At 67.3% G+C, this 22442-nt stretch carries 23 protein-coding genes; 5 read left to right on the top strand and 18 right to left on the bottom strand.

Going from position 1 to position 22442, the window contains the following annotated elements; translation table 11 throughout:
• Positions 1-57: 57 nt before the first annotated feature.
• From KDW55_RS09445 to KDW55_RS09405, 9 genes are all read right to left on the bottom strand, one after another.
• Positions 58-1422, bottom strand: coding sequence for an FAD-dependent oxidoreductase (locus tag KDW55_RS09445; protein ID WP_212161236.1), 1365 nt, complete (start codon positions 1420-1422; stop codon positions 58-60).
• A 56-nt stretch (positions 1423-1478) separates the two neighbouring features.
• A complete protein-coding gene (locus KDW55_RS09440; protein WP_212161238.1) occupies positions 1479-2300 on the bottom strand; it encodes an alpha/beta hydrolase in 822 nt (273 codons plus the stop codon).
• A gap of 32 nt (positions 2301-2332) precedes the next feature.
• A complete protein-coding gene (locus KDW55_RS09435) occupies positions 2333-3340 on the bottom strand; it encodes a zinc-binding alcohol dehydrogenase family protein (protein ID WP_212161239.1) in 1008 nt (335 codons plus the stop codon).
• A 53-nt stretch (positions 3341-3393) separates the two neighbouring features.
• Positions 3394-4113 carry a hypothetical protein gene (locus tag KDW55_RS09430; RefSeq protein ID WP_038570447.1) on the bottom strand — a complete coding sequence of 240 codons (720 nt, stop codon included), beginning with the start codon at positions 4111-4113 and terminating at the stop codon, positions 3394-3396.
• Positions 4110-5156, bottom strand: a complete 1047-nt coding sequence (locus KDW55_RS09425) for an alcohol dehydrogenase (RefSeq protein ID WP_212161241.1) — start codon at positions 5154-5156, stop codon at positions 4110-4112. The genes KDW55_RS09430 and KDW55_RS09425 overlap by 4 nt, the downstream gene beginning before the upstream one ends.
• Before the next feature lie 10 nt (positions 5157-5166).
• Positions 5167-5886: a hypothetical protein gene (locus tag KDW55_RS09420; RefSeq protein ID WP_212197925.1), complete on the bottom strand. Its 720-nt coding sequence runs from the start codon at positions 5884-5886 to the stop codon at positions 5167-5169.
• Positions 5887-5984: 98 nt separating this feature from the next.
• Positions 5985-6839 carry an alpha/beta hydrolase gene (locus KDW55_RS09415; RefSeq protein ID WP_038570457.1) on the bottom strand — a complete coding sequence of 285 codons (855 nt, stop codon included), beginning with the start codon at positions 6837-6839 and terminating at the stop codon, positions 5985-5987.
• A 106-nt stretch (positions 6840-6945) separates the two neighbouring features.
• Positions 6946-7272: a response regulator gene (locus KDW55_RS09410; RefSeq protein ID WP_231748511.1), complete on the bottom strand. Its 327-nt coding sequence runs from the start codon at positions 7270-7272 to the stop codon at positions 6946-6948.
• A gap of 180 nt (positions 7273-7452) precedes the next feature.
• Positions 7453-7899 carry a DUF3331 domain-containing protein gene (locus KDW55_RS09405; protein ID WP_069242141.1) on the bottom strand — a complete coding sequence of 149 codons (447 nt, stop codon included), beginning with the start codon at positions 7897-7899 and terminating at the stop codon, positions 7453-7455.
• A gap of 460 nt (positions 7900-8359) precedes the next feature.
• On the opposite strand from KDW55_RS09405, the gene KDW55_RS09400 reads away from it, so the two are divergent.
• Entirely contained in the window at positions 8360-9532 is a 1173-nt protein-coding gene (locus tag KDW55_RS09400) for an ATP-binding protein (RefSeq protein ID WP_226209005.1), read from the top strand.
• Between the two features lie 18 nt (positions 9533-9550).
• On the opposite strand, the gene KDW55_RS09395 is transcribed toward KDW55_RS09400, so the two are convergent.
• Together KDW55_RS09395 and KDW55_RS09390 are read right to left on the bottom strand one after the other, a co-directional pair.
• Positions 9551-10186, bottom strand: coding sequence for a response regulator (locus KDW55_RS09395; protein WP_038572131.1), 636 nt, complete (start codon positions 10184-10186; stop codon positions 9551-9553).
• 414 nt (positions 10187-10600) lie between these two features.
• Positions 10601-11560, bottom strand: coding sequence for a GlxA family transcriptional regulator (locus KDW55_RS09390; RefSeq protein WP_038570466.1), 960 nt, complete (start codon positions 11558-11560; stop codon positions 10601-10603).
• A 307-nt stretch (positions 11561-11867) separates the two neighbouring features.
• On the opposite strand from KDW55_RS09390, the gene KDW55_RS09385 reads away from it, so the two are divergent.
• Both KDW55_RS09385 and KDW55_RS09380 read left to right on the top strand, forming a co-directional pair.
• A complete protein-coding gene (locus tag KDW55_RS09385) occupies positions 11868-13163 on the top strand; it encodes an MFS transporter (protein WP_038570469.1) in 1296 nt (431 codons plus the stop codon).
• 68 nt (positions 13164-13231) lie between these two features.
• Positions 13232-14014 (top strand): substrate-binding domain-containing protein, encoded by a 783-nt coding sequence (locus KDW55_RS09380; protein WP_209825789.1) that lies wholly within the window; start codon positions 13232-13234, stop codon positions 14012-14014.
• Positions 14015-14038: 24 nt separating this feature from the next.
• On the opposite strand, the gene dctA is transcribed toward KDW55_RS09380, so the two are convergent.
• From dctA to KDW55_RS09365, 3 genes are all read right to left on the bottom strand, one after another.
• Positions 14039-15370, bottom strand: coding sequence for a C4-dicarboxylate transporter DctA (gene dctA / locus KDW55_RS09375; RefSeq protein WP_212161243.1), 1332 nt, complete (start codon positions 15368-15370; stop codon positions 14039-14041).
• Positions 15371-15452: 82 nt separating this feature from the next.
• Positions 15453-16376 (bottom strand): LysR family transcriptional regulator, encoded by a 924-nt coding sequence (locus KDW55_RS09370; protein ID WP_212161244.1) that lies wholly within the window; start codon positions 16374-16376, stop codon positions 15453-15455.
• 265 nt (positions 16377-16641) lie between these two features.
• On the bottom strand, positions 16642-17121 hold the full coding sequence (locus KDW55_RS09365; RefSeq protein WP_212161245.1) for a response regulator: 480 nt from the start codon (positions 17119-17121) through the stop codon (positions 16642-16644).
• Between the two features lie 237 nt (positions 17122-17358).
• Between KDW55_RS09365 and KDW55_RS09360 the strand changes: the two genes are divergently transcribed.
• The gene (locus KDW55_RS09360; protein WP_059545927.1) at positions 17359-18072 is read left to right on the top strand and encodes a UdgX family uracil-DNA binding protein; all 714 of its coding nucleotides are present in this window, start codon (positions 17359-17361) and stop codon (positions 18070-18072) included.
• On the top strand, positions 18069-19382 hold the full coding sequence (locus KDW55_RS09355) for a divalent metal cation transporter (protein ID WP_212197924.1): 1314 nt from the start codon (positions 18069-18071) through the stop codon (positions 19380-19382). Before KDW55_RS09360 ends, KDW55_RS09355 begins: the two co-directional genes overlap by 4 nt.
• A gap of 138 nt (positions 19383-19520) precedes the next feature.
• On the opposite strand, the gene KDW55_RS09350 is transcribed toward KDW55_RS09355, so the two are convergent.
• The 4 genes from KDW55_RS09350 to KDW55_RS09335 all read right to left on the bottom strand — a co-directional run bounded on the left by KDW55_RS09350 (position 19521) and on the right by KDW55_RS09335 (position 22386).
• Complete coding sequence (locus tag KDW55_RS09350; protein ID WP_038570488.1) at positions 19521-20132, bottom strand: DUF892 family protein; 612 nt, start codon at positions 20130-20132, stop codon at positions 19521-19523.
• Positions 20133-20191: 59 nt separating this feature from the next.
• Positions 20192-20806, bottom strand: coding sequence for a DUF4142 domain-containing protein (locus KDW55_RS09345; RefSeq protein ID WP_038570492.1), 615 nt, complete (start codon positions 20804-20806; stop codon positions 20192-20194).
• Between the two features lie 28 nt (positions 20807-20834).
• Positions 20835-21692: an SDR family oxidoreductase gene (locus tag KDW55_RS09340; RefSeq protein WP_038570495.1), complete on the bottom strand. Its 858-nt coding sequence runs from the start codon at positions 21690-21692 to the stop codon at positions 20835-20837.
• A 127-nt stretch (positions 21693-21819) separates the two neighbouring features.
• Positions 21820-22386 (bottom strand): hypothetical protein, encoded by a 567-nt coding sequence (locus KDW55_RS09335; protein ID WP_038570498.1) that lies wholly within the window; start codon positions 22384-22386, stop codon positions 21820-21822.
• Between the last annotated feature and the right edge of the window lie 56 nt (positions 22387-22442).

Genomic DNA, 22442 nt, shown 5'->3' with positions numbered 1-22442 from the left:
GCCGACGAGCCCCGCGACATGCGGGGCTTTTTTCTTCGCCCGGCCGGCGCGGCGGATTCAGCTCAACGTCGCAAACAGCAGGTTCAAGCCTTCCGACATGATCGGATGAGCGATGATCGCGTCGCGCACCGCCGTATACGGCAACCCGCCGAGCATCGCCATCTGCACTGCGGTGGTCACGTCGCCGGCGCCCGTGCCGAGCATCGTGAACCCCAGGATCGCGCCGGTGTGCGGGTGCACGAGCGCTTTCATGAAGCCCCTGGTGTTGCCGTCGGTGCGCGCACGCGGCACGGACGCCATCGGCAGTTTCGCGACCCGGACGTCGATGTTTCGCGCCTTCGCTTCCGCTTCGTTCAAGCCGATGCGGCCCAGCTCCGGGTCGATGAACAGTGCATAAGGGACGATGCGTGCAGCGGTGCTCGCCGGCCGGCGCTCGATACCGGCTTTCAGCACCCGGTAGTCGTCGAACGACGCGTGCGTAAACATCGGTGTGCCGGCGACTTCGCCGATCGCCCACGTACGCTCGGCAGTCGTCGCGAGCTGATGATCGACCTTGATGAATCCCCGCTCGTCCGTCTCGACGCCGGCAAGCTCCAGCCCGATGCCGGCCGTCTGCGGCGTGCGCCCGGTCGCGACGAGCAGATGCGAGCCGGCGACGACGCGGCCGTCGGCCAACGTCACCGTGACACGCTCGCCGCTTTTCCCGTGCACGCCGACGACGCGTGCGCCCAGTTCCAGCCGAATGCCGTCGTCGGTCAGCGCCTGCTGGATGACCGTGCTGACGTCGTCATCCTCGCGCATGGCTACGCGCGGCGCGTCGCTGACGAGCGTGACGGCGCTGCCGAGCCGCCGAAATGCCTGCGCCATCTCGAGCCCGATATAGCCGCCGCCGATGACGACGAGGTGCGCCGGCAGCGTCGTCAGGCGCAACGCGCCCACGTGGGTGAGCGGCTGCGCGTCCGCCAGGCCCGGCACCGGCGGGACCGACGCGACCGTGCCGGTGTTGACGTACACGTTCTCGCCTTCGTAGATCGTTTCGGCCCCGTCGGCCGCGCGCACCGCGATGGTTCGCGGCGCGACGAACCGTCCGGTGCCGATTACGAGCTCGAGCCCCGATTGCGCGAATGCGCGTCGATTGACGTCGATCATGCCGTCCACGACCGACGCAACGTACGCAGAAACGGCCGCCATGTCCGGGCTCACGTCCTCCCGCCGTGCCGCTTCGCGCCACGCGTGCGTCGTGCGCGCGTTGTGAATCAGCGCCTTGCTCGGAATGCACGCGACGTTGATGCACGAGCCGCCGATCATGCCGCGCTCGATCACGGCCACGCGCTTGCCTTGCCGGGCCAGGTCCATCGCGAGCGATTTGCCGCCCTTGCCGCCGCCCAGAAACAGGTATTCAACCCGCTTGACCTCTGCCATGCTCTTCTCCAGGTTCCAGTCCAGTTCGAATTTCTTGAATCACGCGCATTCGTGGCTCAGGACTGCAGGAATGCGAGCAGGTCCGCATTGACGCGATCGGCATTGACGACGCACATGCCGTGCGACCCGCCTTCGTACACCTTCAGCGTCGCATGCTTGACGATCTGCGCAGACAGCCGCGCTGCATTGTCGATCGGCACGATCTGGTCGTCATCGCCATGCAGGATCAGCGTCGGCACGTCGATCTTCTTCAAATCCTCCGTATAGTCGACTTCCGAGAATTCGCGGATGCACAGGTACTGACCGTGAATGCCGCCCGTCATCCCCTGCGCCCAGAAGGCGTCGACGATGCCGGCGGACACTTTCGCGTGCGGCCGGTTGAAACCGAAGAACGGCACCGCGAGATCCTTGTAGAACTGCGAACGGTTCGCGGCCACGCCGCTGCGGATCGAGTCGAACACGTCCAGCGGCAAGCCGCCCGGATACGCGTCCGTTTTCAGCATGATCGGCGGCACGGCTCCTATCAGCACGGCCTTCGCGACCCGCGCGGTCCCGTGACGGCCCATGTAGCGCGCGACTTCGCCGCCGCCCGTCGAATGACCGACCAGCGTCGCGTCGCGCACGTCGAGCGCATCCAGCAGCGCCGCCAGATCGTCGGCATACGTATCCATGTCGTTGCCGCCGAACGGTTGTCCCGAGCGGCCATGACCGCGCCGGTCATGCGCGATCACGCGGTAGCCGTGCTGTACGAGGAACAGCATCTGCGCGTCCCATGCGTCGGCATTCAACGGCCAGCCGTGCGAGAACACGACGGGGCGGCCGGCGCCCCAGTCCTTGTAGAAGATCCGCGTGCCGTCTTTCGTGGTGATGGTGGTCATGGTGGTGTCGTCGTTGTCGTATCGGAGTGTGCTCAGAAACCTTCCAGCACGATCTTGCCCTTCGCGCGCCCCGCTTCGAGCAATGCGTGCGCGCGTCGCAAATTGGCCGCATCGATCTTGCCGAGGTGTTCGCCGACGGTGCTCTTGAGCACGCCGTCGTCAATCAGTGCCGCCACGCGTGCAAGGAGTGCGTGCTGACGGTCCATGTCCGGCGTGCGGAACATGGAGCGCGTGAACATGAACTCCCAATGCAGCGAAATGGATTTACGCTTCAGCGGCATCGCATCGAGCGTGTCGGGATCGTCGATCAGTGCGAGCTGGCCCTGCGGCTTGAGGATGTCGATGATCTGCGCGTAGTACGTGTCGGTATGCGTAAGGCTGATCACATGGTTCACCTGCTCGATGCCGAGCGACTGAAGTTGCGGCCGCAACGGTTTTCCGTGATCGATCACGTGGTGCGCGCCGAGTTCGGCCACCCATGCGTGCGTGGCCGGCCGCGACGCCGTGCCGATCACGGTCAGCGCGGTCAGCTTGCGCGCAAGTTGCACCAGGATGGACCCAACGCCGCCGCCCGCGCCGATCACGAGCAGGCTCTGCCCCGCGCCGCCGCGCTCGGCGACGTTCAACCGGTCGAACAACAGTTCCCAGGCGGTGATCGCCGTCAACGGCAGGGCCGCGGCGCCGGCAGCGCCGAGCGTCGTCGGCCGGCGGCTCGCGATGCGCTCGTCGACAAGACCGTATTCGGCGTAGCTGCCCGGGCGCGTGATGTCTCCGGCATACCAGACCTCGTCGCCCGGCTCGAACAGTTCGACGTCGCTGCCGACCGCTTCTACCGTTCCGGCGGCATCCCAGCCGAGAATGCGCGGGCCGCCCGGCTCGACGCCGAGCCGCAGTTTCGAGTCGACCGGATTGACCGAGATCGCGTCGATCTTCACCAGCAGATCGCGCGGGCCCGGCGTCGGCACCGGCACGTCGGTTGCATACAACGCATCGGGATCGTCGATCGGCAAACCGGCCTTGGCGTAAACAATGGCTTTCATCAATGGCTCCTTGAAATGGCGAACGAGGGTTTCGTGCGCGGCGCGGCTCGCACTCAACCGAGCGCGATGTCGTGCAGGTCGATCGAGACGACGAGCGGCTCGGATAGTGCGTGTCCGTCAGGCGCTCGCGGGTAGATGCGCCGCTTTGTCGGAAAACGGATGCCGGACACGGTCGTGTAGTCGCTGACGTAATGCGCGCCCGGGGTGTTGCCCGCGATTTCGACGTCGTAGTCGAGACGCCGGATCAGCCCGTCGGATCCGACGTAGATCGCCTGCGCGCGGCTGAACACTTCGAGACCGTCCGGATAGTGGACGCGGATCCTGCGCCACGTTTCGCCCTGCTCGGTCCAGGTGCCGTCCTCGTCGCAGGTCACGCCGTCCCACGCGAGCACGAACGGTGCGTTCAGATACGTCCACATCGCGCATCCGGCGAAGAACGCAAGCTGAAGCGCGTCCCAGCCGGTTTCCAGCGTATGCCCGTCGAACGATCGTCGCGGCTCGTCGCGCTGCGCGAGCACACGCCCCGACGCATCGAACAGCGCGATGCGTTCGCCGGTGAATTCGCTGCGTGCGGCCAGTGCGCCGAGCGGCGCATGCGACGCCCATTGGCGGTCCGTCGCGACCGTGACGGTCGTGTCGTCCAGCACGCCCGCGTGCCCCTTGAGGCCCCAGAGCGCGCCGCCCTGAACCAGGCGGGCTCGCACCTGCCGAAACTTGCGCCATTGTTCAAGCCCGCCGTGGGCGTCGATGACGGATTGAGCGATTGCGTTCATGCGGCAACTCCCGTGGACGCGGAATTCATCGTCAGTACCGCGCGGAACCGCACATCCGCACGCATCATGCGGTCGTACGCGGCCTGCGCGTGCTCCAGCGGAAACGTCTCGATCATCGGTCGCACGTTTTGCAGCCGAGCGAACGCGAGCGTCTCCTCGTTATCGGTCACCGTTCCGGTCAGCGCGCCGACGACGGAGCGGCCGCCGAACACGAGGTCGACCGCGTTCACCGCGATCGGCTCGCCGGGCACGGCGACGACGACCAGCTTGCCGCGCGCGGACAGCCCCGCCACGGTCTCGGCCATCCCCGAGCCGGTCGGCGCCGTGCCGAGCACGACCTTCGCACCGCCCATTGCACGCAGTGCGGCGGTGACGTCCTCGGCCCGCGCATCGATATAGCGATGCGCACCGAGTTGCGCGGCGAGCGCAGCCTTGTCGGCGCCGCGCGCGATCGCGACGGTGTGGAAACCCATCCGGTTCGCAAACTGCACGGCAAGATGGCCGAGGCCGCCCAGGCCGTGGATCGCGACCACGTCACCCGGCCGCGCGCCCGCATTGCGCAGCGCGTTGAACGTCGTGAGGCCCGCACAGAGCAGCGGCGCCGCTTGCGCCGCGTCGAGATCGTCGGGCACGCGAACGAGGCCGCGCGCTTCGGCCAGCATGATCTCCGCGTAACCGCCGTCGGTCGTCATCCCGGTGATCACGGGGTTTTCGCAATTCACGGCGTCGCCGTGCCGGCACGCCGAACAGGTACGGTCCTCGCCGGCAAGAAAGCCGACGCCGACGCGCTGGCCGATCTGCCAGCCTTCGACGCCGTCGCCAAGCGCCTCGACGCGCCCGACGACCTCGTGACCCGGCACGCGCGGCGGCGCACCGGCCGGCGCCGGGCGTTCGACGGTAGCGCTGTCGGAATGGCAGACACCGCATGCTTCGACGCGGATGCGCACCTGCCCGTATGCGGGCTCCGGAACCGGCCGCTCGACCAGTTCCAGCTGGCCGGGTGCCTTGACTACCGCCGCGCGGTAGGTCGCTGTATGAGTCATGTTTTCCTCGTCACTCGAAACGGAAGTCGGACAGATCGACGCCGACGATCAGCGGCGCCGGGAGCGCCACGTTCTCCGCGGTCCGCGGATAAATGCGGAAACGCGTCGGCATGCGAATGCCCTGGACGTCGACGTAATCGCCGATATATCGGGCCGCCGCATTGCGGCCCTGGATGTCGACCTCATAGTCGTGCCGGCGCAGCAGTCCGTCGGCATCGAAGTAGAACGTCTGCACCGCGCTATGCGTTGCGATCTGCGGCGCAAATTCGACGCGCAGCCGGCGCCATCGCAGTCCGTCGACGATCCACGGCGCGATTTCCCGGCTCGTTACGCCGTCGTGCCGCAGCAGGAACGGCGACGTCAGGTACGTCCACATCGTGTAGCCGGCAAAGTAGGCCAGCTGTGCGTTGGACCACGGCGTTTCCATTTCGTAGCCGTCGAACGATGCGCGAGGCGCGTGGAGCGTATCGACCACGCTGCCGTCGGCACGACGGATCTCGACATGCGACGGCGTATAAACCGAGTGGTCGGTCGTCGGTGCGAATGGCACATGGGATACGCGCTGCTCATGCAACCGCACCGTCACACGTGAATCGGTCAGCACGCCGTCCCGCTTCTTCAGCTGCCAGATCGCGCCGGTGTGATGCAACTGCGCGGATACGCTGCTGAAACGCATGAATCGGTCCATGCCGCCTGCCGCGCGAATCGCCAGGTCAACCAGATCTTCCATTTGTAATCCTGATCAATCGGACGGTATCTTCTTCGTCCTTTCATTGTGCGTGGCTACCGGCGGCGCGCCGCCGTGCTCCGTCTCTTTCGCGTGCGTGCTCAGCCGGCGCGCGTGCCGACGAACGCCGCGATATGTTTCGCGCAAGCCACCGGATACTCGAGCTGCGGCCCGTGTCCGGTGCGCGGCAGCGTCACGACATGCAGCGTCGGCAGCTGGCCGCTGAGTGCGTACCAGTTCTCGACCGGAAACACGATGTCGTGATCGCCGCCGACATGGAGAACCGGAATCGGCGTCGACCTGAGCGCATCGAGCACGGCGTCGACCGGGAAGGCCGGATTCCGCGGACCGTCTCCGACCTGCTGCCCCGCCCATTCGACCGGCACGGCCGGGCTCGGATCGAGCGTGCGTTGCGCGATCCGGGCAGCGGATTGCTCGGCGGCCGCACGGCTCGCGGGCGACGACGGCTCGAAAAACAGCGTGACGAAGTCTTCGAAGTCGTTTTCGCGCTTCGCCATCGTGTAGAACAGCTGCTCGCCGGGCTTGACCAGCGGCCCAGGTGGCGTGGTCGCGATCAGCACGGCATGCGTGACCAGCTGCGGCGCCGTCGCAACCACGATCTGAGCGGCCATGCCGCCGACCGACCATCCGCCGATGACGGCTTTGCCGAGCTTCAACGCGACGATCAGGTCGATCGCGTCCTTTGCGAGCGATGCGGGATGGTACGTGCGCTCACCGGTGGACTGCCCGAGCCCGCTATAGTCGAAAATCGTGACCTGGAATCCTTGTTCGACGAGACTGTCGAGGAACAACGGATCCCACGTGTCCATGGTTCCGCGAAAGCGCACGCACAGCACGAGCGGCGTTCCGGCGCCGAACGTCCGATATGCGAGGCGCCGCCCGTCGACGTCGACGAATTGCGTTTTCGCGCCAAGGCTGGAATTGTCGTCAGCCATCACTTCTCCCTGTCGTTTGAAACGAAACCTTGTCGTGAACACGCGCGATCGCGATGACGGGCGCTCGCGCGAAGTCGTGCTGCCGACATGCTTTTGTGCCAATCCTTCAGCATCGCGCAAGCGCCCGCATCAGCCACTGAACGAGCTCGCGCGGATCGAACGGCTTCTCCAGCACGCACATTGCGCCGAGCCGTCGCGCTTCGAGCAGACGTCGCGCGCTCGGATGCGCGGTCACGAAGATGACGGGCACATCGCAACGCCCCGCCCGCAAACACGCAAGCAATTCGATGCCCGACATGCGCTGCATCTGGATGTCGCACACGATGCAATGCAGCGGTCCGCTTCTTCCCTGTTCGAGAAACGCTTCGGCCGACGCATACAGCCTCACGCGAACGCCCATCGAACGCACGAGCGATTCCAGCGACTGTCTCATCGCCATTTCATCGTCGATGATGCAAACCGTCTTGTCGTGCACTGAGTGTCTCGCGTGACGCCGCGCCTGCCGGCGGAGCCGGCAACGCAACCGGATTTCGGACAGCGTATCGGCCATCCCGGGCCGCGACAATCATGCCGAGGTATGGTGCCGCCCATACCGGCCGCATCCGTTCGCACTTCACGCGTCGTCGGCATCGCGTGACCTGGCGGGCGCGACGGCCGCCGCATGGATCATCCGGTCCCAGTTGCACGGAACGGTGCGGCCGCGGCCGCGCGGCCGATAGACGCGATCGCCGCGATTGATCGGCGCGCCCGTCAACACGCAGCGCGACGCCGTCCGCGCGGTCACGCAGTGCCATATCTGTTCGCCGAAATGCCCGAACAGCGGATCGCTCCAGCGTACGCTGACCGACGTCGCGGACAGAATCTCGACGATCCTGATCCGCGCGGCTACGGGCGCCGCAGCGTCGCCCGCCCCATCGCCGCGTATGCCGCGCGCGCGCCGCCGGCGCCTGCCGGCCGCGCCCGACAAGCCGTCGCGTGCGCCCGGCATTCTCGATGGATCGAGCAAGCGAAGCAGCGCGCCTTCGAACAGATCGTCATTTGCAAACGTTGGCTGTGTCATATCTACCGTTCCCCTCGCATCGAACGCGCATCTGTGGCGAATACGATCGGCGGATCCTGCCGCCGGAGCCGCGAACCTTGCTGCCTCGCGTAGCGTTGCGCCGCATGCTTGATTCACGTTGAAGCGCAGTCTAGTGGAACGAATTTCGGCCCTCCATCAGCCTGTGGTCGATGCGCGCTCATACCAAGGTGTGCACCGCTGCACCTGCCCGGCAACGATTGATCGCACCAGGCGATTCACGCCAAGCAACAGTCGACCATCTGCCTTATAGTTGCAGCTGCATCGAACGCGCTCCCAACGCGGGCGTCCATCGTCCCGGTGCGTCAGATGCTTCACTTACGTCATCCGGTTTCGCGCATCGCGCGAAATCCAGCGCGAGCACTTCGTCCCCATGCCCACGTCCGCACTCGTCACGCTCGCCCCGCTCCCCGGCGCCCATTCCGCGGAAAGCGAGCTTTTCATGTCGGCGCCGATCCCGATCCTGATCGAGGACTGGTCGCGCGTCTATCGGGCGGTGAACGAGCTGCGCAGCGGCGGCATCGTCGATATCGACCGCTATTTCGACGAGCATCCGCAGGCCGTCGCGAACCTTCGCGCATTGCACGCGTTCGTCGCCGCCAACGACGCGGTCGTGAGCCTCTTCGAAGCGGACTCGAAAGAGCATTTCCTGCAGCATGCGCAGATACTGTTGCCGGCGGACCGGCTCAGCAACAGCGCGGTACTGCGCGCGATCTTCGAGAACCGCCCGTCCTGCCAGGGTGAACGCACGCTGGTCACGTTCAAGGGCCGCCGCGTGCCGATCGTGTGGCGCTGCTCGCTGCCCAGGCACGAGGACGGTTACCGGCGGCTGCATTTCTATGCGTTCGACGTGACCGAGCAGAAGGAAAACGACGACAGGCTCAACGCATTGCGCGCCGAGGCGGCGCGTGCGGCGCGCGTTTCGCTGTTCGGCGAGATGTCGGCGTCGATCCTGCATGAAGTCAGCCAGCCGCTGTCGGCGGCCGGTTCGGCGGCGGAAGCCGCGTTGCGCTGGCTCGTACGCGACGAGCCCGACATCGCCGAAGCCTCGGCCGCGATCGCACAGGCGGCGCGCTGGGCGCGCGACGCGACGGAGATATGCCGCAAGATCCGCGGCTTCGTGGGCAAGGCGCCGGTCAAATGCGTCGACTTCGCGGCCGCCGACGCGGTGCACGCCGCGTTGTTCCTGGTCGCACCCGAAGCGGCTGCGCGAGACGTTCGCGTCGACAGCGCGATCGATCCGGACGCGCACGTCTTCGCCGATCCGCTGCAAGTCCAGCAAGTACTCGCGAACCTGCTGATGAACGGCATCCAGGCGATCGAAAGCGGCCCGTCGCGCGAGCGAACGCTGACGGTATCGGTCACGCAGGATGGATCCGATGTCGTGTTCGACGTGCGCGACACCGGGCCCGGCATCGAGCAGCACTCGATCGATCAGCTTTTCCAGCCGTTTTTCACGAGCAAGCCCGACGGCATGGGGATGGGCCTCACGATCGCCCGGTCGATCGTCGATGCGCACAACGGACGAATCTGGGCGCGCGGCGAACCGGGCGCCGGCTGTTGCTTTTCGTTCGCCCTTCCCGCGCATCGGCCGGCAGCGAACGTCACCGCATGACGGCCGAGCCGCGCGGCGTCATGTCGACAGCGGCACGCCGATTGCCTCGGACTTGCGCACGAGATCGGCGAGCGACGACGCGTTCATCTTGCGCATCACCGATGCGCGATGCTGCTTGATCGTAATCACGCTCAAGCCGAGGTGCGACGCGATCTGCTTGTTCAGCGCGCCGCTGACGACGTAAGCCAGCACTTCGCGTTCACGGCGGGTCAGCAGCTCGAACAATTGCTGCAGTTCGTGGCGCGTGTCGTTGCGCATGCGCCGTGCCGCATCGAGCGACAGCGCGAGATTCACCGCGTCGATCAGCTCCTGATCGGTGAAGGGCTTGACCAGAAAATCGACCGCACCGCCTTTCAGCGCCTTGCGACAGACTTCGACGTCTGCGAACCCGGTGATGACGACGATCGGAATCGGCGGCCGGTCCTGCGCCTGCTGAAACATCAGCCCGCTCTCGCCGCGCAGGCGCACGTCGAGCAGCAGGCAGCTCGTGACGTTCTCCGACCGGGCCGCACGCAACTCCGCGGTACTCGCGAACGTCACCACACGCAAGCCCATCGATCGCAACAGCGTATCGAGCGATGCGCGCATGGCCGGATCGTCGTCGACGACGTACACCACCGCTGCCGAATCGTCTTTCGTCGCTGCATCTGACATATCCTGCGCCCCAAACATCCATTCAGTTTCCGCTCATCGTCGCGAACCGCCTGTCGCGCGACACGACGGCGACGGCATTCGGCTTCCCGTCGGACTGCGGGCGGCACGCAGGGGCCGCGGGTCGGCCCATGACCCTATGCATGCCTGCGCTGCCGGCAAACGGCACGCGCAGCGCGTACGCGCGACTCACGCGGACGATGCCGCGCGGACGCGCTGTATGAGGCGATGTCGTGAAAACGTCGACTGCCGCGCGCGCGACCCGTTGCCGACGAGTCCTCGTCGGTCCGGCATGCCGGACCCGGCGCCCCCCGACAGAGAACATTCTATTGACGATGGCCGTGCGCGGAGGGACGCAGTTCCCTCGTTTCGGGCCATGATGCTGCAGTGCGCAATGCGGTGGCGGCTGCGGGCCGCCTAGTCGGTGCCGGCCGGTTCCGCCTTGCGCTGGCGGCGCAACGCCTGCGGCGGCTCGCCGAACGCGCGCACGAACGAACGCCTCATCCGCTCGGGATCGGCGTAACCCGTTTCGCGCGCGATCGTGTCGATGGTCCACGACGAACTCGTCACGAAATCCCGCGCCGTTTCAAGCCTGATGCGCTCGACGGCCTTTGCGGGCGTCAAGCCGGTTTCATCCTTGAACCGGCGCGTAAACTGACGCTTGCTCATCCTGGCCACGTCGGCCAGCTTGTCGACGGTCAGGTCGGTGCCGAGATTCGCCCGGATATGCGTGATGACGTCGTGGATCCGATTCGTACGCGCCGGATGCTCGATCAGCACGGAGGACTGCGGCTGCAATCCCGAACGTCTCCAGCGCTCGAGCACCAGATCCTTCGCTACCTGGTGCGCGATGTCCGGGCCGAGGTCCTCCTCGAGCATCGCGAGCGCCATGTCGATGGCCGTACTCATCCCTGCCGAGCTCCAGACGTTGCCGTCGCGAACGAAGATGCAGTCGCGCTCCACCGTGACGGCCGGGTAGCCGTTCTGGAACCGATCGAGAAACGCCCAATGTGTCGTTGCACGGCGTCCGTCCAGCAGCCCCGTATCGGCCAGCAGAAACGCACCGAGGCAAATCGACGCCAGCCGCTCGACCTTGCCGGACAGCTCCAGCAGCAGTTCGCGCATGCTGTCCGTGACCCGCGGCGGGGGCGTCGACAGCGACGCGCCGACGAACACCGTATGCAGATCCGACAGCCGCGCCGGCTCGGTCGACGCGGACATGCCGAACGATGCCGCGACCGGCCCGCCATCTTCGGAGATCACGCTGACTTCATACAGCGAACGGCCCGCACGCAAATTGGCGATGTCGAACACGGACAATGCGAGCAGACTCATCACCTGAAACTGCGGGACGAGAACGAGCCCAATGCGACGCATACTGACCTCACGCGAATCGGCCTCGCCAACGCGTACGGGCGAGGCCGGGACAGACGAAAGAAGCCGGGCATGCGGCGGCGGAAGGCGGCATGCCGGCAGGCACGCTCGCGATGCTACAGGATTTTCGCGACTGACAAGAATGGCGCACGCGTGCGGCCACGAACGGAACGCCCGCGCCCGATTGATAACCAATCAACATCAATCGATCCAAAATTCGCACTTATCGTTTCCGCGTCGCCGCGCGAACATTGCCGAAACGACAAACAACGGCTCCCCGCGCATTTCACGATTTCCTGGAGACACCCTGATGCACCCCTCGCCCAGCCTTCCGACCGGACGTTCGAAGGCCGCCGCGGTATTCCGTGTGACGGCCGGCAACTTCCTCGAGCAGTTCGACTTCTTCCTGTTCGGCTTCTACGCCACGCAGATCTCGGCCGTGTTCTTCCCCGCCGCGAGCGAATTCGCGTCGCTGATGATGACGTTCGCCGTGTTCGGCGCCGGCTTCCTGATGCGCCCGCTCGGCGCGATCGTGCTGGGCGCGTATATCGACGACGTCGGCCGCCGAAAGGGCCTGATCGTCACGCTGGGCATCATGGCGAGCGGCACGATCCTGATCGCGTTCGTCCCCGGCTACGCGACGATCGGCCTGCTCGCGCCCGTGCTCGTGCTGGTCGGCCGCTTGCTGCAAGGCTTCTCGGCCGGCGCGGAGCTCGGCGGCGTGTCGGTTTATCTGGCAGAAATGGCCACGCCCGGCCGCAAGGGCTTCTTCACGAGCTGGCAGTCGGCGAGCCAGCAGGTCGCGATCGTCGTCGCGGCAGGCCTCGGCTTCGCGCTCAATCAATGGCTGAGCGCATCGTCCATCGCCGCGTGGGGCTGGCGCGTGCCGTTCTTCGTCGGCTGCATGATCGTGCCGTTCATCTTCATGCTGCGCCGCAATCTCCAGGAAACGCAGGAATTCCAGGCGCGCCGGCATCGCCCGAGCATGAAGGAAGTGTTCGGCACACTCGCACGGAACTGGGGCGTCGTGATCGCCGGCATGATGCTGGTCGCGATGACGACCACGAGTTTCTACCTGATCACGGTCTACGCGCCGACCTTCGGCAAGACCGTGCTGCATCTGAGCACCGCCGACAGCCTGCTGGCGACGCTGTGCGTCGGCGTGTCGAATTTCGTGTGGCTGCCGATCGGCGGTGCGCTGTCCGACCGGATCGGCCGCCGGCCGCTGCTCGTCGGGATGACGCTGCTCGCGATCGCGACCGCGTATCCGGCGCTGTCGCTGCTCGCGCATGCACCGTCGTTCGTGAACATGCTGCTCGTGCTGCTGTGGCTGTCGTTCATGTACGGGATCTACAACGGCGCGATGGTCGTCGCGCTGACGGAAGTGATGCCGGTGGAAGTGCGCGTCGCGGGTTTCTCGCTCGCATACAGCCTCGCCACCGCGGTGTTCGGCGGCTTCACGCCGGCGATCTCGACCGCGCTGATCCACATGACCGGCGACAAGGCCGCGCCCGGGTACTGGATGAGCATCGCCGCGGTATGCGCGCTGCTCGCGACATTCGCGCTCTATCGCCGCCATCCGGCGACGCTGACGCCCGCGCACTGACGCGTTTCGACCGTCGGACATCCCGAATCCGCACGACCCCGAATTCGAACACGAACACGATTACGACCATGAAAAAAATGCTGCTGAAACTGTGTGCGACCGCATTCGTCGCCACCGCCGCCGTCGCCGCGAACGTCCACGCCGCCGAGCTGCACGTGATGAGCTCGGGCGGTTTCACCGCCGCATACAAGCTGCTCGGCCCGCGCTTCGCCGCGCAGTCGGGCAACACGCTCGACACCGCGCTCGGCCCGTCGATGGGCAAGTCGCCTGAAGCGATCCCGAACCGGCTCGCGCGCGGCGAGCCGGCCGATGCGGTGATCATGGTCGGCTACGCGCTCGACGAGCTGATCAAGCAGGGCAAGGTGATCCCGGGCTCGCGCGTGGAGCTGGCCGATTCGCGGATCGGCATGGTCGTGCGCGAAGGCGCGGCGAAACCCGACATCAGCACGGCCGAAGGCCTGAAGCAGGTGCTGCTGCACGCGAAGTCGATCGCATACTCGGACAGCGCGAGCGGCGTCTACATCGAGCGCGAGCTGTTCAAGAAACTCGGAATCGAGGATCAGGTGAAGTCCAAGGCGAAAATGATTCCGCGAATTCCGGTCGCGTCGGTGGTCGCGAACGGCGACTACGAGATCGGCTTCCAGCAGGTCAGCGAACTGCTGCCGGTGAAAGGCGCGACCTACGTCGGCAAGATTCCGGAAGCGCTGCAGTCGGTCACGCGCTTCGCGGCCGGCATCCCCGTCGGCGCGACGCATCCGGCCGAAGCGAAGGCGCTGCTCGACTATCTCGCATCGCCGGACGTGCAGCCCGACGTGAAATCGACCGGGCTGGATTCCGTCGCCGCGCATTGAACACGCGCGACGGCAACGCGGGCGTCAGACCGCGTTGCCGTCGCGTCCGGCGCCGGCGGCGTCCGTGCCCGCATGGTCGGCTTCGTTCGGGCATGCGGGCGCGAGCCCGCTCAACATCCGCACGAGCCGCGCTCGATCGCACGCGCCCTCCCACACCGACACGAAGATCACCGCGCACGCATTGCTGATCACGCTCGTCAGCGCGCGCGCCTCGGACATGAAGCGGTCGATGCCGATCAGCAGCGCGACGCCGGCCACCGGCAGGTCCGGCATCACCGCGAGCGTCGCGACGAGCGCGACGAGCCCGCTGCCGGACACGCCGGCGGCGCCCTTCGACGTGAGCAGCATCACCGCGAGCAGCGCCGCGATCTGCGGCGCGGACAGCGGCACGTCGCATGCCTGCGCGATGAACATCGCTGCGACCGTCAGATAGATCGCGGTGCCGTCCAGATTGAACGAATAGCCGGCCGGCAGCACGAGGCCGACGATGCCCTTGTCGCAACCGAGCGCTTCGAGTTTTACGATCAGGCGCGGCAGCACCGGCTCCGTGGACGACGTCGCAAGCACGATCAGCAATTCCTCGCGAATGAAGCGCAACAACCGCCACAGCGCGAACCCGTGCACGCGCGCGAGCGGCGCCAGCACCAGCGCGACGAACAGCGCGCACGCCGCATAGAACGACGCGATCAGCTGCGCGAGCGAGCCGACCGAGCCGATGCCGAAGCGGCCGACGGTGAACGCCATCGCGCCGAACGCGCCGAGCGGCGCGAGCCGCATGACCATCGCCAGCACGCGAAACACGATCTGCGCGACGCCGTCGATCAGCGCGAGCACAGGCCGGCCGGCCCGCGGATGCGCATTCAGCGCAAACCCGAACAGCAGCGACAACAGCAGCACGGGCAGCACCTCGCCTTTCTGGAACGCACCGAGCATCGTGTCCGGAATCACGTTCAGCGCGAACGCGACGAATCCGTGCGGCTGCGGATCGCGCACATACTGCGCGAGCAGGCTCGCATCGAGACGGTGCACGTCGACGTGCATGCCGGCGCCGGGCCGCAGCACGAATGCGGCGACGAGCCCGAATGCGAGCGCGGCGGCGGTCAGCAGGTAGAACAGCACCAGCGCGCGGACGATCGTGCGGCCGATCGCTTTGCCGTTCGCCAGCGACGTGATGCCGGAAACGATCGTGCAGAACACGATCGGCGCGATCATCATCCGCACCAGCCCGACGAACGCATCGCTGAGCGGCTTGAGCATCGCGCCCGCCGACGGCCAGAAATGGCCGACGCTCACGCCGAAGGCCATCGCGATCAGCACCTGTACGTAGAGCGAACGCAGCGGTCTTGCGAGTATCACGATGCGGCCGTCTCCGCTGTTGCGGTGGGCGTTCGGAGCGTCCGGAGCGTTCGGGTCGTCATCGTCGTGTTCGTCGCGTGTTTCATTCCGCTGCGGCGCCGGTGGGTGCGGCGCCGCGCTTCGCGTCGACGATGGCCTGGTGAAACGCTTCCGCGGCGGGCGTCAGCGCGCGCCCGCGCCGCTTCACGATGCCGACGCGGCGCTTCACCACCGGCTCGACGAGCGGCACGCTCGTCAGCAGCGGATGATCGCGCCCGGGCATCGCCATCGACGGCACCGCGGCGACGCCAAGGCCCGCCTCGACGAGCCCGAGCATCGTCGTCACGTGGCGCGTCTCGCACACACTCGGTGTGGGCGGCGCAACGGCGGTCAGCGCCTGGTCGAGCAGCAGCCGGTTGCCGGACGTCTTGTCGACCGACACGTACTCGTACGCGTAAAGCTCGTCCCACGTCACGCGCTTCTTGCGCGCGAGCGGATGATCGCGCCGGCACGCGGCGACGAAACGCTCCTGCAGCAGCAGCTTGAAATCGATCTCCGGTTCCTGGCTGCCCATGAAGCTCACGCCGAAATCGGCCTCGCCGCTGATCACCGCGCTCAACACCTCGTTCGCGCTCGCGTCGAGCAGCTTCACGCGGATGCGCGGAAAGCGGCGGTGATAGTTGGCGATCACGTTTGGCAGGAAGTAGTACGCCACCGACGGCACGCACGCGATCGTCACATGCCCGAGCCGGCTCGACGACACGTCGCGGATGCCGAGCAGCGCGACGTCGAGATCGTCGAGCAACTGTTCGGCGCTCGGCGCGAACACCCGGCCGACGGTGGTCAGCGTGACGCTGCGCGTGGTGCGCTCGAACAGGCGCACGCCGAGCGCCTCCTCCAGCTTGTCGATCCGGCGACTCAACGCGGGCTGCGAGATGCTGATCGACTCGGCAGCCTTGCGGAAGCTGCCGAGCTCCACCACCGCGCGAAACGCCTGCAAGTCGGTCAAATCGAAGTTGATTCCCACAGCGCCGGTCTCCGGTCTTTCAGATGCCCGGTATTGTGCACGATTCGCCGCGCGCCACCCAGCCGTGAAGTTACCGGCTCCGGCGCAGCCGCACGCGATGCCGCAAACGCGCCGATTACGACCTCGAACGCGCGCCGCACCCGTCGGCGGTCGGGAGACGATGCGCGACAGCCGGGAAAGCGCCGCGGGGCCGCGCATCACGATCCGCGGCCGCCGCCGTGCACGGCCGACGCCGCGGCCGACCGACGGGCCGCGCGGCACCGTTTTACAAGCTGCGTGTAATGCCCGTGCGGCCTGCGTCGTCGCCGACGCACGCCAGTTCCAGATAGCGCAGCAGCCGGTGCGGCGTCAGCGGCTTCGCACAATGCGCGTCGAAGCCCGCTTCCCGCGCACGCTCGCGGTCCCGCTGCGATGCGAACGCGCTGCACGCGATCAGCAGCATGTCGCCGGTGCGCGGATCGCCGCGCAGCCGCGCAGCGAGCTGCAAGCCGTCGAGGCCAGGCATCGCGATGTCCAGCACGATCGCGAACGGCTGCCACGCACGCGCGAGATCGCAGACGACGAACGGGTCGTCCGTGACGCGGCATTCGAAACCCCGCGCCTGGAGCAGCAGCTGCAGCGCATCGGCCGCATCGCGATAGTCGTCGACAACGAGCACGCGGCGCGGCCGGAGCGGCACGCTATCCGGCGCGCGCCACAGCAACACGTCGTCGGCGGCCGGATCGTCGCCGGGGTGGGTGTGCATCGCGTTTCTCCTGCGGAAATGGATGCGGCCCCGACGCAAACTCCGCGCCCATATTGACTGCGTCCGGCATGCCGGTTGCTGCATGCGATCGATATCGCCGACACGGGAGCCGTAGATGCGCGCATTGCCGATGTTCCGGCCCTCCGGGGCCGTCGATCCGTCTGCCGCCCGCACGCGGGTGTGTGAGGCCACGCGTGACGCCGCGTGCCGACCACACGCATGCGGGGGAGGTGCCGCATGACGCGCGCGACGCACGCACCGCCTTCATCGCCGTCGCGGCCGTCGGCGCCATCAGCGCCCGCCAAACGCGCAAAGCCCGCCACGGGCGCGGCCCGGACCGCCGACGACGACGCGCCCGCCACGCTCGACGCATGCCGCCGCTGTTCGCTGTGGGAGCACGCGACGCAGCCGGTGCCCGGCGCAGGGCCGGCCGATGCGCGGATCATGCTCGTCGGCGAGCAGCCGGGCGACCAGGAAGACCGCACGGGTGTCCCGTTCGTCGGCGCAGCGGGCCGGATGCTCGATCGCGCGCTCGACGAAGCCGGGATCGAGCGCACGCAGGTCTACCTGACCAACGCGGTCAAGCATTTCAAATGGGAGCCGCGCGGCAAGCGGCGGCTGCACAAGACGCCCGCGCAGCGTGAAGTCGCCGCGTGCCGCTACTGGCTCCAGCGCGAACTCGATACGCTCGCGCCGCGCGTGATCGTCGCGCTCGGCGCGACCGCGCTGCGTGCGGTGCTCCAGGACAACGACGCGACGCTCGAGCGCACGCGCAAGCCGGTGCGCGCACCGGGCGGCAGTCTCGTCGTCGCGACGTATCATCCGTCGTACGTGCTGCGCACCCGCGGCGCGGATTCGCGCGAGCACGCGTACCGGACGCTCGTCGACGCGCTGCGCACCGCGTCGCGCCTCGCGCGCGGCCCCGCCGGCGAGCACGGTGACGCCGAATGAGCGATCTGCGCAACGACGATGCAGCGCGCGGCGCCGCTGCCGCGGCAGCCGAACCCGCCGACAAACCGTGGTACCGGCGGCTCGGCCCGGGCCTGCTGGCGGGCGCATCCGACGCCGACCCGAGCAACGTCGCCGTCTATGCGCAGGCCGGCAGCCAGTTCGGTTTCCACATGCTGTGGATGATCGTCGTCACGCTGCCGATGATGGTCGTCGTGCAGCTTGCGTCCGCATTCGTCGCCCGCAGCAATCGCAAGGGTCTCGTCGCAGGCATCCGCGAACACTTCTCCGACGGACTCGCGAAGACGCTCGTGGTGATGGTCGTGATCGTCAACGTCGTGAACGTCGGCGCGGATCTCGCCGCGATGGGCGACGCGACCGCACTCGTCGCCGGCGGACGCAGCTACTGGTATGCGCCTATCTACGGCATCGCATCGCTCGCGCTGCAGGTACTGATGTCGTACGAGCGCTACGCGCGCTGGCTCAAGTGGATGACGCTCGGTCTGCTCGCGTACGTGATCGAGCTCGCATTCGTGCACGTCGACTGGGGCAGCCTGCTGCACGCGATCGTGCTGCCGCACGTCGCATTCACGCACGACTATGCGACGACGGCGGTCGCGGTACTCGGCACGACGCTGAGCCCGTACCTGTTCGTGTGGCAAGCCGCGCTCGAGGTCGAGGAAACGCAGGCCGAGCGCCGCAACGGCGACGCCGCATGCGCGCCAGCCGCGCGGCGCGACACCGAACGGCGCATCACGATCGACACGTGGACCGGAATGATCGTGACCAACGCGGTGTCGTTCTGCATCATGGTGATCGGCGCGGCCGAGTTCTTCACGCACGGCAAGCACGACATCGGTTCGACCGCGCAGGCTGCGGAAGCGCTGCGGCCGATCGCAGGCGAAGCGGCGTTTCTCGTGTTCACGTTCGGCATCGTCGGCTGCGGGCTGCTCGCCATTCCCGCGTTCGCCGGCAGCGCCGCGTACGGCTGCGCCGAAGCGTGGCGGTTTCGCGAAGGGCTGAACGAGCCGGTACGGCGCGCGCCGAGATTCTATGCCGTGCTCGCGCTGTGCGTGCTCGTCGGCATCGCGATCTGCTTCAGCCCGGTCAATCCGATCAAGGCGCTGTACTGGAGCGCGGTGCTCAACGGCATTGCCGCGGTGCCGATGCTCGTGCTGGTGATGCTGCTGTCGCAGCGCCGCGATGCGGAGGGCCGGCCGGGCACCGGTGTCGTGTCGAAGTGCTTCGGATGGCTCGCTGTCGTGCTGATGGCGGCGTCGGTGGTCGTGATGGCGGTCGACGTGCTCACGTGACGCGGAAGGTTCGCAATGCGGTGACTGGTTGTGACCGCAACCACATCGGATACCCGAAAGACGAAAAGAAAAAAGCCGAGCCCCCGCACAAGCGGCAAGGCCCGGCCGAACGGATGTGCCCGGATGTGCCGCTACCCGTTACATCATCTTGCCGCGCGACTTTTCGGCGCGCGCCGCATCGGCGGCCGACTCGACCTTCTTCACTTCCTCCGGCGGCGGCAGCACGGCCTTGAAGCCCATCGACTCGATCCACATCTCGCGCGCCCAGCCGCGGGTGTGATACAGGTGGTGGTCCTCGTCGGCCTCGACTTCATCGTGGGCGGCCTTCAGCACCTTCGCCGCATTGCTGTCCGGCAGCTGCTCCGCCGCATAGCCGATCAGTTCCCAGTTCAGGTGGTCCTTGGTCTCGGCGAGCACCACGCATTCAGCCGCGACGACCTGCGCGACTGCCGGGTCGGCCTGCTTCTTCGCCTGCTCGATCACCTGGACCAGCGACTGGCCGGTCGCCGCCACCGCCGCGCGCCCCGGCGATTGCGTATCCGGATCGAGGCCGAGCGTTTCGAATACCTTGCGCAGCACTTCCTGGTGATGCATCGTCTCGCGGTGGTACTTTTCCCATTCCTTGTGCAGGTCCTCGTCGGTCGCGCACTGGAGCGCGGCCTCGTAGATTTTCGCGCCGCCAAGCTCGGTCTCGTATGCCTGGCAGAGCAGTTCGAGGATGCCTTCGTGCTTCGATTGCCGTTGGGCCATGACTGCTTCTCCGAAAAAGCGGGCCGCACGTGCGGCCCTGGGGTTGAACCGGGCGCGCGTTATTGCGAGCCCACCTTGCGTGCGAGCGCCTCTGCCATGCTCAGGTGATGCTTGAGCGTCGGCAGCGTGGATTTCGCGAACGCGCGAAGCTGCGCGTCGCGGCCGTCGCGCGCCTCGCTCTCGAACAGCGCGACCGCCTTCTTGTGCGCATCGGGGCCGGCCGCCGCCAGATACGCGGTGTCGAAGTCGCGCCCGCTCTTGCCGCGCAGCGCTTCGACGTCGGGATCCGAAATCTGTTCGACCTGCGGCTTCATGCCCTTGCGCGCGGCGATCTCGTTGAGCTTCGCGTTCGCCTTGCCGTGATCCGCGACCATCCGTTTCGCGAATGCCCGCACGTCGGCCGACTGCGCCTGCTTCAGCGCGAGCTGGCTCGCCTGTACTTCCGCCTTGCCCGACATCGCGGCCTTGTCGACGAACTCCGCGTCGGCGCCCTGCGGCGCCTTCGCGATGCCGGAATCGCCCGCGGCGCCGGCGCCCGACGACGGGTTGATCGTGCCGCCCGGCACGTGCGAATTCGAGGCGGGCGGCTCGCTCGGCATCTGTGCGTGCGCGAGCCCCGACACGGCCAGCACACCGGCGGCCAGCGCCGCGATCGTCCAGTTGGGTTGTTTCATGCGCTTTCTCCTTGCGTGGGGGTAGCCGTCAACCGCCGACGATCGAACCGCCGTTCGGGTGCAAAGTCTGTCCGGTCATGTAGCTCGCCCCTTCGGACGCGAGCAGCACGTAGCAGTCGATCAGCTCGTCCGGCTGACCGGGGCGCTTGAGCGGCACGTTCGAGCCGAACTTCGCGACTTGCTCGGGCGTGAACGTCGATGGGATCAGCGGCGTCCAGATCGGGCCCGGCGCGACGGCGTTCACGCGTATGTCGCGCTCGGCCAGTTCGATCGACAGCGACCGCGTGAACGCGACGATCGCGCCTTTGGTTGCCGAGTAATCGGGCAGCTTCGGGTTGCCGTGGTACGCAGTGACCGACGCGGTATTGACGATGCGGCCGCCCTGCTTCATGTGCGCGAGCGCAGCCTGCGTACAGAAGAACATCCCGAATATGTTCGTACGGAACGTGCGCTCGAGCTGCTCCTCGCTGACGTCCTCGATACCGGGCTGCGGATGCTGTTCGCCCGCGTTGTTCACCAGCACGTCGAGCCGGCCGAGCCGCTCGACCGTACGTGCGACCGCGTCGCGCGCCTGCTGCCGGTCGCCGACGTCGCACGCGATCGCCTCGCAGCGCCGGCCAGCCTGCTCGATCAGCCGCTTCGTATGTGCGGCGTCGTCCGATTCGTTCAGATAGACGATCGCGACGTCCGCACCTTCCTTCGCGAAGCCGATCGCCACCGCGCGGCCGATCCCGCTGTCGCCGCCCGTCACGAGCGCGACCTTGCCGGCGAGCTTGCCGCTGCCGACGTAATCGGCCGCTTCGTCGCGCGGCTTCGGGTTCATGTCCCGCTCGGTGCCCGGCTGCCGGGTCTGCTGCTGGGGCGGCGGGGTGTTTGCCGTAGTCATGGTTTCCTCCTTGGACGGGTGCCGAGAGCGCAGCGCAAGCCGCGTGCCACACGGCGCGGCACTCGCCGGCCAGCGCACGCGCCGCACGCCACGTGCGCCGTTGCAAGCGCATGCAGAAACGGCATGCTCAGTGCGGGCTGTCCTGCGTGGTTCCGTCGGGCCGGCGCACCGGATCGAAGTCGCGCCATTCGCCGTCCTGCCAGTCGCCTTCGACGCGCTCGATCGATTGCGCGCCGGTCGCGCGCAGCACGTCTTCCGCTGCGGCCGCGGTCGTTGCCGTCACGCGCGCGGCGAGAATGACGCCGGTCTCGGTCTGCGCGAGCGTGCCCTTGCCTTCGGCCTGCTCGCCGCGCATGCGGCCAAGCGCGCCGCCGAACGCGCCGAGATACGCGCCGGCGAGTGCGCCGGCGGCCGGCACGAACCAGTAACGCAGGCCCACCGCATAGATGATCAGCCCGACGACGGCGCCGATCGCCAGCCCGCGGATCGCACCGACCATCGCGCCGCGGCCGCCCGGCTTCGCGGCCGTGTCGGCATACACGTCGCCGCCGATCGGAAAGCGCGCGTGCTGGCCGCCTGGATTCAGGAAGAAGATCGACACGTCGTCCGGGCCGAACGCGCGCTCGTAAAGGTAGCGCGCACTACCTTCCGCTTCCTCGAACGTCGTGAAGCGGCCTGCGACGATCATCGCCATGCTCGTCCTCCTCGTGACGGTGAGAAGCCGCGCACGCGGGCGCGCGCGCGGCGCGA

Source organism: Burkholderia sp. AU19243 (assembly GCF_018148075.1).
Classification (GTDB): Bacteria; Pseudomonadota; Gammaproteobacteria; order Burkholderiales; family Burkholderiaceae; genus Burkholderia; species Burkholderia latens_A.
This window is presented reverse-complemented; position numbering and strand designations above follow the sequence as displayed.